At 40.3% G+C, this 12807-nt stretch carries 10 protein-coding genes; 5 read left to right on the forward strand and 5 right to left on the reverse strand.

What is annotated here, in order from left to right:
• Positions 1-10 precede the first annotated feature (10 nt).
• Positions 11-196, forward strand: coding sequence for a hypothetical protein (locus tag BS333_RS18420; protein WP_021710496.1), 186 nt, complete (start codon positions 11-13; stop codon positions 194-196).
• A gap of 114 nt (positions 197-310) precedes the next feature.
• Entirely contained in the window at positions 311-2134 is a 1824-nt protein-coding gene (locus BS333_RS18425; protein WP_021710497.1) for an acyltransferase family protein, read from the forward strand.
• Here BS333_RS18425 and BS333_RS18430 read toward each other — a convergent pair.
• Entirely contained in the window at positions 2124-3536 is a 1413-nt protein-coding gene (locus BS333_RS18430) for a coniferyl aldehyde dehydrogenase (RefSeq protein ID WP_021710498.1), read from the reverse strand. The genes BS333_RS18425 and BS333_RS18430 overlap by 11 nt on opposite strands.
• 22 nt (positions 3537-3558) lie before the next feature.
• Positions 3559-4131, reverse strand: a complete 573-nt coding sequence (locus BS333_RS18435) for a GNAT family N-acetyltransferase (RefSeq protein ID WP_021710499.1) — start codon at positions 4129-4131, stop codon at positions 3559-3561.
• A 195-nt stretch (positions 4132-4326) separates the two neighbouring features.
• Here BS333_RS18435 and BS333_RS18440 point away from each other — a divergent pair, with 195 nt between their 5' ends.
• A complete protein-coding gene (locus tag BS333_RS18440; protein ID WP_021710500.1) occupies positions 4327-5682 on the forward strand; it encodes an endonuclease/exonuclease/phosphatase family protein in 1356 nt (451 codons plus the stop codon).
• Between the two features lie 471 nt (positions 5683-6153).
• Here the strand turns inward: BS333_RS18440 and BS333_RS18445 are convergent, their stop codons facing one another.
• Positions 6154-6885, reverse strand: coding sequence for a sulfite exporter TauE/SafE family protein (locus tag BS333_RS18445; protein ID WP_081638559.1), 732 nt, complete (start codon positions 6883-6885; stop codon positions 6154-6156).
• Positions 6886-7187: 302 nt separating this feature from the next.
• On the opposite strand from BS333_RS18445, the gene BS333_RS18455 reads away from it, so the two are divergent.
• Positions 7188-7724, forward strand: coding sequence for a prepilin-type N-terminal cleavage/methylation domain-containing protein (locus BS333_RS18455; RefSeq protein ID WP_021710502.1), 537 nt, complete (start codon positions 7188-7190; stop codon positions 7722-7724).
• Between the two features lie 170 nt (positions 7725-7894).
• Here BS333_RS18455 and BS333_RS18460 read toward each other — a convergent pair whose 3' ends face one another.
• Both BS333_RS18460 and BS333_RS18465 read right to left on the reverse strand, forming a co-directional pair.
• Positions 7895-10075 (reverse strand): prolyl oligopeptidase family serine peptidase, encoded by a 2181-nt coding sequence (locus BS333_RS18460; RefSeq protein WP_081638557.1) that lies wholly within the window; start codon positions 10073-10075, stop codon positions 7895-7897.
• Between the two features lie 556 nt (positions 10076-10631).
• The gene (locus BS333_RS18465; protein WP_021710504.1) at positions 10632-11375 is read right to left on the reverse strand and encodes a hypothetical protein; all 744 of its coding nucleotides are present in this window, start codon (positions 11373-11375) and stop codon (positions 10632-10634) included.
• A 407-nt stretch (positions 11376-11782) separates the two neighbouring features.
• Between BS333_RS18465 and BS333_RS18470 the strand changes: the two genes are divergently transcribed.
• Positions 11783-12772, forward strand: coding sequence for a BspA family leucine-rich repeat surface protein (locus BS333_RS18470; RefSeq protein WP_021710505.1), 990 nt, complete (start codon positions 11783-11785; stop codon positions 12770-12772).
• Positions 12773-12807 lie beyond the last annotated feature (35 nt).

The following is a 12807-nucleotide window of genomic DNA, read 5'->3' on the forward strand; positions in this document are numbered from 1 at the left end:
CGTTCCAGCCATGAATAACAAAGATTTTTCGCAATTCCTTCAATTAGTTAATGACCTAACACCACAACAAAAAAAATCCCTACTCAGTCATGCAGGGTTTACTGACCGAGGTACACAACAGGCAGATGTTCACGATCTACTTACTCATGAGGAGTTGGAAGCACTTCTTTCTATCTCTTTAACTTCTGTTAAATAGGAGATAACTCTACTCTCATCACTCCACATACAATAGGTACCAAAGGATTTCGACGTTTTATTTTGGCACTAACGACATTCATCTCACTGAAGTCGATATTGCAAGGAGACAGATATGACATATCGACCTGAAATCGATGGAATGAGAGCGATAGCCGTTATTCTAGTGGTGTTATTTCATGCTGACATTTCATTCTTCTCGGGTGGTTACATCGGCGTGGATGTGTTTTTCGTTATCAGTGGGTATTTGATCACAACCATCATCTTACATGATTTAAATTCAAACCAATTTCGTTTGGCTAACTTCTACGAACGAAGAATTAGACGTATTATTCCGGTCTTATTAGTCGTCATCACCGTGACTTATGTGCTCTCTTGGTGGCTATTTTTACCTCAAAGTCATAAAGATGTCGGCCAGTTTGCTACTTCTTCCATACTCTCGGCTTCCAATATCCTCTTGTATTTAAAAGGACATAACTACTTTGGACTTGAAGAAGAGTCTAACCCGCTCTTTCACACTTGGAGCTTGGGAGTAGAAGAACAGTATTACCTGTTTATTCCGCTTCTTTTGATCCTGCTTTCAAGAGGTAATTGGTTGTGGTATTTGTTCTTTTTTATCGGGGTGTTTGTCTCAAGTCTGCTTGCGACGCAAATGCTAAAAGCGAATGCAGATTTTGTCTTTTATTTGATTTTCACCAGAGCTTGGGAGCTTGCAGCTGGCTCATTGGTTGCCTTATGCATGATCCGAACACAAATAAGGCCGAATAACATCCTCGCTATCATCGGCTTTATATTGGTTTTGTATGCAGCCATTGCATTTAATGAATCAAAAGGGGCAGCAGGGACATTATTAGTGATTCCAGTCATGGGCAGTGCCATGATGATCCTATTCACTTCAAAAGAGACCTTATTCGGTAAAACTTTAAGCTTACAACCTGTCGTTTTTATCGGCCTGATGAGTTATAGCCTCTATTTATGGCACATCCCAATATTAGTTTTCTACCGTTATCTAGCAGAGCAACACTTCCACCTTTTTACCTATACTCTCCTTCTATTCCTGCTGTCTTACGCTTCTTGGCGTTTTGTTGAAAAGCCTTTTCGTCGGCGCAATGTCATTTCCATGCCGACACTAACAGCCTTCATTTTCTCTCTATCTGTTCTACTGATAACTTTAGGGGTTTGGGGGCATAAGAATGGTGGTTTTCCTGAGCGAAATGCTTTTTTTGCAGCAATGAAAGTCAATAATGGCTATGGACTAGAGTGTAACGGAAACAGTGTCATCAATGCTCAATGCTCTTCCAGTACAACGCCCACAACGGCGGTATTAGGTAATAGCTACAGTATGGTACTTGTTACTCCTTTAGCTCATAAAACGCCTTCAGGTGTGGTTCAACTGACCCAAGATTCTTGTGCCATTGGCTATATTGATCATATAAGGGATGCTGTTAACCTTAGATGTGGTGACTTTTTTACACAATCGCTCGAAACGATTCTAACAACGCCATCCATTGAACAAGTGGTGATTTCTTCTAACTTCGATAAAGAGCTATCTAATCACGAATATGAACAATCTTTTGGTGAGCTTTTACTCGAGCTAAGTTCAAAAGATGTCATTGTTGTTGGACCGCCCCCCTCAGCTCCAAAGCACATTGGCCAATGCCTGTGGAAAGAAAAAATGTTTAATGACGATGGCAACGAGAACTGTGACTTCGCTCCAGCCCCAGGTTTTTATCAACACATCACCGAACTTTCCCAATATTTATCAGCATTTAAACACGTTACCTTCATAGACCTCACCTCGGTAATATGCCCGGAAGGAGTATGTAAAATGGCATTAGGTGAACACGACGCTATGTACACGGATACAGGCCACCTTTCATATTCTGGCTCCGCCACAGTTATCGATCACTTGGGTAGGGACCTGAACTTTAACGAATAAAAACCTTACGCAATATTTTCATAGCTTGATCTCTTCGTCTGCTCAATAATCGAGCTCGAGGTAGCCATGTCGGCGTGTGAAAAACGGTTTTGGCATGACTGAAAGTTTTAAATCCCTCTTCCGCATGGTAATGCCCCATTCCAGATGCCCCTATTCCTCCAAAAGGAGCATCCTCAGCAGCGACATGTAGAATGGTGTCATTAATCCCCACACCGCCACTATGTGTACTACTAACAATTCTATCGATTAATGGCTTTTCTTCAGACATGATATAGAGCGCTAGCGGTCTCGGCTTGTTATTTATATATTCGATGACTTGGCTAATATTTGAATAAGGCTTAATTGGCAATATAGGGCCAAAAATCTCATCCTCCATAATCTTCATCTCTTCAGACACTTTCGTGACTAAATGAGGGTATAAACACCTTCCTTGCAAACTATGGCTTTCGACCGTATGAATTTCTGCTCCTTTATTTTGAGCGTCGTCTAACAAGGCTTTGAGACGCTCATATTGGCGTTGATTAATGATATGAGTTAACTGCTGATTTTGTTTAGTTTGAATATAAAACTTACTGAAGCGCTTCAAGAAAAGAGTCACAAAATCATTTAATTTCTGTTCCGGAACAAAAACATAGTCTGGAGCAACACAAATCTGTCCAGCATTCATACATTTACCTAGAAGCACTGCATCCACTGCTTTTTTTAGATTGATGTCATCAGCGATGATCACCGGTGATTTACCTCCCAACTCCAAAGTAATCGGCGTCAAGTTTTCTGCAGCAGCTTTAGCTACTGAGCGACCTACATTGGTTGAACCAGTAAAAAAGAGATGATTAAAAGGCAGTTGAGTAAATGCTTGAGCAACCTCAGTCTCTCCTTCTACAATTTGGACGTCATCGCTTAACTGACGGCATACATTGATGAGGACTTTGTTTGTTCTCGGCGTAAACTCACTTAATTTTATCATGGCTTTATTGCCAGCGGCGATGGCAGTAATAAGAGGAGATAAACTCAACAAGATAGGAAAGTTCCATGGAGATATAATGCCCACCACTCCTAAAGGTTGATATTCAACACGAACTCTAGAAGGCGAAAGTAACCAACCAGCATGGCGAGAACTTGGCTTGCACCATTTTTCCAAGTTTTTTAATGTGTAGCTAATTTGAGTAACGCTAGGCATGACATCAGCCATCATAGTGTCAAATGCAGAACGATACCCAAAATCGTCATTAACGGCTTGGATTAACTCTTGTTCATGAGTAAGTAATTGCTGCTTTAAAAGCAACAGCTTTTCTTTTCGTGTTGCGAGGTTTGGATAAGGGTCAGCTTTGTAGGCATGTTGCAGTTGTTCAAACTTTTGCAGTAATGTTTTGCCAACATCAATTTCTATAATGGCGTTCATACCTTGCTCCTTATTTTTACCATCAACACTTATCTTGATCATCAGAACAAGCCAAGTATAACTCATAAACACCTAATTGCTTATCAGCTCCCAAACCATAGAATTCATGAGAAATATAGTCTTTAAAAACAGCGCCAGCGCGTTGAGCAATTTTGATACTTGCAGGGTTATTTTCCATACACTGAAACTGCAAAGTTTGTATTTTTCCACGCTTTCTTATCAATGGTAAGAATGTATTGAGTACCGCGCCGATAACACCGTAACCTCTCCCTGCTTCTGTCAGCCAGTAAGCAATCTCCGCGCTCCCGTTTTCCGTATTCAGCCCCTTAATGCCAAAGACACCAATAAAAACACCATTGCGCATCAAAGCAACCCAGAAGACTTCTGGTAAGGGAATACCGATTCTGTCTTTGATGTAATTTATGGCCCCTCGCTCTGTCCTGACAGTATTAACCCAAGGTAGATAGAGAGATAAGTTTTCACGGGATGAGTTAACCGCTTTGAGTAAACCAGAGGCATGACTTGTACATAAAGGCTCGACAGAAAGCCAAGGAGAGATCATTAAAGACAAGTTTTGTTGATATCCTTGATACATTTTCCTATCTCGCTCCTTACTGGACTTTACCTGAGTATATTTTTTGTTTATTTAATGAGCAAACCTAGGATAAATCACAATTTAAATCGTTAAACACACTATAAAGCAAACGTTTGCATGACGTAGATCACTTTAAAATGGGTCAGTTCGTTTTAGTATCCGCTCACTTTTACTAAATACAATATCAACAAGGTTATGATAAAATCCTCTCTCGCGCTGTTAGTCAGTGCACTTCTCTTAACGGGTTGCCAAGACAGTTCAGAATCAACTCAAGAGTCAACATCGATAAAAATAGCCACATATAACCTTTCTTTTGATCGTGACTCCTTTGAGACTCTACTTTCTGAGATGCAAATTGAGCCAGAAAAACAAAATGCGTTAGTTCGCGGCTATTTCGACAACACCATTAGCAGTAATGATAGAAGCCTTGCTGAAAAAGTTATTCAAATTAGAAATGTAGCCGCAATTATACAAAAAAACCGCCCAGATGTATTAATGATGGCTGAATTCAATAATGATGGTACTGGTGAAAATAAAGCGGCGCTAGAAGGCTTCCAACGTAATTACCTTTCTGTTGCTCAAAGTCTTGATGGTGCTGGTAAATCAGCCAACCTATCCCCTATTACTTACCCATATTTCGAATCTTATTCAACCAATACTGGACTGAACAGTCAGTTAGATCTCAATAACGATGGGATTATAGGTAAGCTACCTGGTGACAGCTGGGGGTTTGGTCGTTACCATGGACAATATGCTTTTGCGTTGCTCTCTCGTTATAAAATAGATTCCGATCATACTCGTACTTTCCAAACTTTTAAATGGAAGGATATGAAAGGTGAAGGTATTCCAACAATTACCGTTTGTGATGGCTCGATCTCACTACCACAAGGGATGTCCTGTGGAGACAACTGGTATAATGACGAAGAATGGCAGCAGATTCGTCTTTCATCTAAAAACCATGTTGATGCCCCAATTGTCATCCCAACTGAAGGTGGAAATGAAACCGTTCACTTATTAATGTCTCACCCTACTCCTCCAGTCTTCGACTCAGGCAAGAACAAACAACAAAATGGCGCTGAAGTTGCATTTTGGCACCATTACATCCGAGGAGAAAACTATTTTTATGATGACAATGGATTAAAAGGTGGATTAGAAAGTGGAGCAAAATTTGTCATCATGGGCGATCAGAACTTGGATCCTTTAGCTGGAGATGGTTTTAGCGAGATCATGCAAGAACTTCATAATGATCCACTGGTTAATCAACATGTCATGAACGGATCTTTATATCCAAACAGCCTAGGCGCTGATGAGCATGCTGCTGATAGCTCATCTTCACACCCAAGACCAGATAGGCTTACGTCAACTTTTGGTCTCGGTGTCGACTACGCAATTCCTTCAGCAAATCTCAAGGTAGTTCAATCGGGTGTTTATTGGCCAGCTTCTTATCAACAAGGTTACCCCCTTGTCAATGATCAACGCCTTGGAGAGCAAGGTAATGGTAAGAAAGTATCCTCAGATCATCGTCTCGTCTGGATTACGATAGCTAAATAATCTAAAGCCTTGATCGCTCTGGATAGCGTAGAAAAATAAAGCCAATCACAAAAAGTGATTGGCTTCGTTAGAAGAACAAGGCTGTTCACTAACAACGTCAATTTGGCTAGGAGCCCCTAGACTAACGGGGCAACTTGGTAATTAGCATAACTCAAACTCACCACATCGTTGATAAATCTTCGACAATGTGAATGCTTGCACTTTAAACACATGTATGACTTTTTCTGTAACATTATTTTTGGGAGGCGTACAAGCTTTCTTCATGTGCCTTCAAGAACCATGATTCAGAATTTCTGAAGTTACTTATATCCAAATAACCTTAAGATACTGTTTTCAGCGAGATGGCCTTAGCTCTCAGGCGCGGCAACGATTCAAAGATATAATGGTTCTACATTGAGAATCGTTAATAAAGTCTGAGAGTAAAAGTCGCTCGCCCTTTGGGAGCGTGTCACTGAATCAAGCATCTTGAAGTCACTTGGGTATAGATATCAAAGCCTCAATTACAGCTGTTACACCACAAACAAAACACAACGTAAGCGCCCCAAGCCTCACTTTTTCTTTAGGTAATTTTTGCGTTGTTTGAATTGCTAACCAGTAACCAAGAGCGGCAGCGGGTAACAATGGTAATGTCAACATAAAGTATTGAACATTAAAAAAGCCAGCAGGTATCTGAATTATAAGGGATATGATAGAGCTACATACAAAGAATGCAGATAAGTTACCGCGTAACTGGTTGGCTTCTTGATGTTGTAGTAATAACGCCATTGGCGGCCCCCCTATTGCAGAGCTCGTCCCAAAAAGCCCAGAGAAAAAACCCGCAGAAAACATTCTGTTAGGGGTTGGTTCAATTCTAAAGGGCAATACACTGACAAGGACAGCAAATAGCACCAAGCAACCAATCCAGAGAGTTAAAGCTTGTGTAGAAACATAAAACAATAACATCCCCCCAACTATAGAACCCGGTACTCTGCCCAACAGCGCCATTTTCAGGCCACCGATTTCAATGCTACTGCGGTGTTTCATACTATTTAATAAAGAAATAAATAACGCCACGAGACAAATCGGAGCGGGTACGTATTCTGGTGCCCATAGAATAAGGAGCGGCGCTGAAACAATAGCTAGACCAAAGCCAATGGCCGTTTGTACATAAGACCCAAGAAATATCAGCCCCATCGCGACCCACGTCATTGAATCAAAATTTATTGACCACATCATTTTCTGTCATTTAGATTATAAACCATTGAATTATGCCACATACTTTAATGGTTGAAAAATACTTGCTTAAGAAAAATGTCAATAGCGTCGGATTCAAGGAAAGCTAAGAAGATAATAAAAATGAGCAGTAACGTTACTTTGTTTGGACTGCTTGACGTTACGAGTTGTTATCTTACACTTCAAATGCATTATATCTGCCCCAGTACCCTAAAAGCCAACTCAAGGAAACGTTCTGGGTTTGTACCTCCGGGCCAAGAAAACACACTAAACATTGATATTAAAGGGGATTTATGAAAAACAAACTAGGCTTTACTTTAATTGAACTTGTGGTTGTCATTGTTATCTTGGGTATCTTAGCCGTTATCGCCGCACCAAAATTTTTAGATCTACAAGATGATGCTCGTTCAGCAAGTTTAGAAGGGATGAAAGGGGCTATAGCTTCTGCATTAGGCATAGGATATGCCAAGCTCGCCGCCAATAGTCAAGAAAACTTACCCTATGTTTCTAATGTTGTGTCTACTGACATTACTCCGAAGCAATCCCTTCCTTTTGATGGTTGTCAGCTCAATGGTCCCAAAAATTGTGTATTTCTCTATGGCTACCCAGATGCCGATAATGAAAGCCTACCTTTACTCGTTAAAGGACTAGATGGACCCGACCCCGATTGGAAAATTATTAGACCTCCTCAGAGTTCTAACCAGCGTGAAGTGGTCATCGCACGCAAAGATAGTGCTAACGCGAGTATGACCGAATGTGGCGTTTTTTACGCTCCACCACTTAGTGATAATCAAACTTATACTCTGCGCGTTTTACCTTGCCCAAATTAATGCTTTCAATACATAAATAACGCCCAGATAACATTAAAGGCCTCCAAATTAAGAATCTGGAGGTCACTTTCAAAGTTGACCCTATACCCTTAGATATAGGGTATAGGGTAAACGTAACAAGGCTGCCGAAAATGGCAGCCTAATTTGATCGCTAATGTAAGTTTTGATGGTTAATGTAAGCTTGTTATACCCATATTAAATAAAGTAAACGCATACACATCTGCATATTTATCAATAATTTTATGCGTTGGCGTTCCAGCACCATGCCCCCCGTTCGTCTCAATTCGTAATAACGTCGGTAGAGCGCCTTCTTGCTTAGATTGGAGTTCCGCTGCGAACTTGTACGAGTGTGCAGGAACAACACGATCATCATGATCCCCAGTTGTGACTAATGTTGCTGGGTAAGAGGTTCCTACCTGAACATTATGGACTGGCGAGTACTGCCTTAAATACTGAAACATTTCTTCACTCTGTTCCGCAGTGCCATAATCGTATGCCCACCCAGCTCCAGCGGTGAAGGTGTGATAACGCAGCATATCGAGTACCCCAACGGCAGGGAGCGCCACCTGAAACAATTCGGGACGTTGAGTCATCACTGCTCCAACCAATAATCCTCCGTTAGAGGCCCCACTAATGGCTAATTTGCTACTCGAGGTATATTTCTCGTTGATTAAAAACTCTGCTGCTGCGATAAAGTCATCAAACACATTTTGTTTTTGCATTTGAGTCCCCGCGTCATGCCAACGTTTACCATACTCTCCACCACCTCGAATATTAGCTACGGCATATATGCCTCCAAGCTCTAACCAAGCCGCTTCTCTGGCTCTAAAGCGAGGCGTGATACTGATATTAAACCCACCATAACCATAAAGAATCGTTGGGACACTGCCGTCCATTGGCGTGCCCTTTTTGTAAGTAACCACCATAGGTATGCGGGTTCCATCTTTAGAGGAATAAAATACCTGCTTTGATTCATATTGTTCAGTATCAAATGGAACATTTGAGCGGCTAGACCATTCACTTTGCCCCGTTAACACATTGAAGCGATACGTTGTTTTTGGTGTTTTGTAGTTAGAAAAAGAGTAATAAACCTCCGTTTGACTTTCTTTACCATTAAAGCCCGTCACACTTCCTAACCCTGGCAAGGCAATATCACGAACAAACAGTCCTTGCATGTCATATTGCTTCACCTTAGACATCGCATCGACCATATAGCGTGCAAATAAAAAACCACCCGCCATCGAAATATTCAGCACCTGATCCGTTTCAGGGATCACATCTTGCCAATTTTCTGGTTGCGGAGCCTTCAGGTCGACTTTAACAACACGCTTATTTGGCGCATTGAAATTCGTCACAAAGTAAGCAATACCATTATTGACTTTAAGCAGTTCAGTATCGGAGTCAGTATTATTTACAATTGTCTGAATGGAGCTACCAACCTCTAAAAGGTCTTTAAAGAATAACTTATTACCTGATGTTGAAGTACTTGCACTGATGAACAGGTAGCGTTGATCACTGGATATCTCTCCAGAAACATAACGATGCTTTTCCTCATCTTTGCCGCCGAAGATCAATCTGTCTTCCTCTTGGCTTAACCCAAGCTGATGATAATACAGCTTATGTTGATCCGTTTTGTCTGACATTTCACTGCCGCTTGGCTTATCATAGCTGGAGTAATAAAAGCCCTCGTTTCCAAACCAACTGATTTCACTGAACTTAATGTCCTTAAGTGTCTCACCAATCACACGCTTCGTTTCTGTCTCTATCGTGATCACTTTACGCCAGTCACTTCCTCCTTCCGATATACTGTAAGCGACTCTTGAACCATCGGGGGAAAAGCTCACATCAGATAAAGAAGTGGTGCCATCTTCGCTAAAAGTATTGGGATCGATAAAGACCTCTGGCTCTTGGCCCTCTCGCTGTCGGTAGAGCACGCTCTGGTTCTGTAACCCATCATTTTTATAAAAGTATTGGTATTCCCCTTCTTTAAAAGGACGCCCTAGTTTTTCATAGCTCATCAAGGCCGTTAATCGCTCTTTGATGTGTTCTCTATACTCGATCTGTTCTAGGTACTGAAAAGTCACGCTGTTTTGCGCCTGCACCCATTCTGCTGTCTCTACGCTTCGATCATCTTCAAGCCATCTATAGGGATCCTGAATTTGGTGACCAAAATATTCATCGACAACATCACCCTTTTGGGTCTCTGGGTAGCTAAGTTGCTGGGAGGGTTCAGTACCTCCAATGCCGATGAACTCACTTCCATCAAGCGAAGAAGTCTGGTGAGCAAGTGCATCGTGTAATGGGTTCAATAACCCCATCACACTGGCCAAAATCAAGACATTGTTATTCATAAATATCCTTTTCATAAAAATTAATTACCATTCATACCATTAAACCAATCGCTATGCCCAAGTCTCCTCAAACTAAACTCAATCAACCTCATCACAAAGAGCAGTCGATGTAAAACTCCTCATTTTTTTCTGTGCTGATTGATGAAAATGCCTAAAAGACAAACGCTCAGCTCAATATTCTGGACTGATTTCAAACGATTATTTGACTCAGAGGTGCTTGAACAGGCAGCTATTTGGACATCATTAGTATCCTGTACAGTGATCACACTCACAGACAATACTTCATGAAATAAAAGTCAACCCATGAAAAAACAAATAGGCAACTAAATGCATACATTAGAGTGTCAGAATGTGGAGTTCAACTTGTTATGAGGTTTATTTGGGCTGGCTCACTGAAGATAAGGGCTATTCAAAAAGTACAATGAGCATGTACTTACACGATGGAAGGGAATGCACTAAAAAGGTGGGAGGGCAACGCTTTTTTGCCTTTGATATACCCAAGTGGCCCCGAGATACTTGTTTCAGAGCCAGGTGACTTGGGTATAGACGAGAACTACTATTGATTAAAAGCTATCGGCTCTAATTCAATCACCCCTCTCTCTCTGTATGCATCTTTGTTATCCTTATATATGGAGTAAGTCAAACCGGTGAGTATTTCTGATTCACGAATTCTAAATTTAGAGAAGCCCATCCCTTCATTTTGCATATAAAAAGGAGATCCTGACGAACTATAATGACAGAGCTCTTTTGTTTCACCACAGAGCGGACGAATTTGAATTAATGATGGTTGATCCTTGAGCTGTGCACTTTTTGAGTAACTAAAATTGATGATATTCCAATCATTTTTAGCTTTCGTTTCAGGTATATGCAATGATACTGAAGTGATATTAGATGACTCTAATTTCTTTGGTTCTACATCGAAGTATTGTTTACAAGCATCCGTATGGAAAGGAATAAATCTCATTTCATATTTCTCATACTTAGCTTGATTTTCTTGGCATATAGCAGCATTTAAGAACTGAGTGGAACCGATTAAACTCCCAGCACCATCTTGAATTTTCAATTTTAAATCAACAGTTTCGTTACTCGTCCCTAACAGTTCAACACTAATGCTCCGTTTCACTTCTTTACCATCCTGTAGATAAGAGAAAGTCGTAGGGCTTCCATTGATAGGTACAGTTACAGACATGAAAGCACCTGACGATTCAAACCTCACATCGGTTTTAAAAGACCAAGTAGGTACATCGGCATTGGCAAAGCCAGTAACAAGGGTTGAGAGCAAGATATAATTTTTTATCATAACGGGTTTTCCTTGATGATAACCATCTTTATTTATATTTCCGACATTGTAAGACACTAACTAAAAAGAAAAGTTTCCACCCTTCGAAAAATTTAAAATTCAAATGAAATATCCCCAAATACTTTCAATAACCTCATTAAAAGTACTTGTAAGTTTCTTTAAAGGATAATTTATTAATATTAATGATTTTAAAAACTTAATATTTCTTGCTTAAAATCACCATTTAGTAAGTTTGCCCCAACCATCATTGAAGTTAATCGAAAATTAAATAACCATATATACCCAAGTGACCTCAAGATGCTTGATTCAGAGCGAGGTGCCTGAGAGCTAAGGTCATCTCGCTGAACGCAGCATCTTGAGGTTACTTGGGTATAATTAATAAATACATAAAAATCAAAGACCATAACATGATTAACTACACTAACGTTATTAGGCTAACTCCACTTCTCGTCTGTACCTCCATTTTTGCCAGTAACCCAGCCTCTGCAATCGATATCTCGGTAAAATGCCAAAATAAGCCCGTTAATACTGCGATACTCGAAAAAGGACATTTATATATTGTCGTCGATGACAAAACGGTTAAAAACACTACAATGCTTGATAAATTGCAGCAAGGTCATATTCGCTTTTGTACAAGTAAGGTGACGAATATGTCAGGACTTTTCAAAAATCGTAAAACGTTCAATTCTGATATAACGGATTGGGATACTTCTAACGTTCGATCGATGAACGAATTATTTTACCGAGCGCAAATATTCAATCAAGATATCCGCTATTGGGATACTTCTCGCGTATCTAATATGCGTTCGATGTTTCAAGGGGCTTCAGCATTTAACCAATATATCGGCTATTGGGATACATCCAATGTCATGTATATGAGTCACATGTTCCATAGCGCCTTAGCTTTTGATCAACACATTGGACATTGGGATGTGTCAAAAGTTATCACTATGCAAAACATGTTTGGTAATACCAATTCTTTCAATCAGGATATCACTCATTGGGATACGTCCAACGTAGTTTCAATGGCTTATATGTTTAATGATGCCAATGCATTCGACCAACCACTCACTTATTGGAATACATCCAAAGTAACCAATATGTCCTTTATGTTTGCTAGTACTGATCGTTTTAATCAAACCATCAATCGTTGGGATACTTCTAATGTAAAAAATATGAGTTTTATGTTCTGGAATGCTGAGCAGTTTAACCAAGATATCAAGGATTGGGATGTCTCAAATGTGGCGAGCATGAAACAAATGTTTAAATACGCCAGCAGCTTTTCACAAGATCTCACCCACTGGGACGTCAATCGTGTAACACAATATGATGATTTTTCTTCCAAAAGTGCATTAACGGAGCAACGACAACCACGATTTAATCGGCCCAGTTTATAAATAAAAAACACTTCAGTGATATAAGAAGTCACTGA

This window comes from Vibrio azureus (assembly GCF_002849855.1).
Lineage (GTDB): Bacteria > Pseudomonadota > Gammaproteobacteria > Enterobacterales > Vibrionaceae > Vibrio > Vibrio azureus.

Bases quoted from the DNA above. Each gene is read 5' to 3' on its own strand.
- BS333_RS18455 (WP_021710502.1), top strand. From the start codon at position 7,188: ATGAAAAACAAACTAGGCTTTACTTTAATTGAACTTGTGGTTGTCATT.
- BS333_RS18420 (WP_021710496.1), top strand. From the start codon at position 11: ATGAATAACAAAGATTTTTCGCAATTCCTTCAATTAGTTAATGACCTA.
- BS333_RS18425 (WP_021710497.1), top strand. From the start codon at position 311: ATGACATATCGACCTGAAATCGATGGAATGAGAGCGATAGCCGTTATT.
- BS333_RS18440 (WP_021710500.1), top strand. From the start codon at position 4,327: ATGATAAAATCCTCTCTCGCGCTGTTAGTCAGTGCACTTCTCTTAACG.
- BS333_RS18460 (WP_081638557.1), bottom strand. From the start codon at position 10,075: ATGAATAACAATGTCTTGATTTTGGCCAGTGTGATGGGGTTATTGAAC.
- BS333_RS18435 (WP_021710499.1), bottom strand. From the start codon at position 4,131: ATGTATCAAGGATATCAACAAAACTTGTCTTTAATGATCTCTCCTTGG.
- BS333_RS18430 (WP_021710498.1), bottom strand. From the start codon at position 3,536: ATGAACGCCATTATAGAAATTGATGTTGGCAAAACATTACTGCAAAAG.
- BS333_RS18470 (WP_021710505.1), top strand. From the start codon at position 11,783: ATGATTAACTACACTAACGTTATTAGGCTAACTCCACTTCTCGTCTGT.
- BS333_RS18465 (WP_021710504.1), bottom strand. From the start codon at position 11,375: ATGATAAAAAATTATATCTTGCTCTCAACCCTTGTTACTGGCTTTGCC.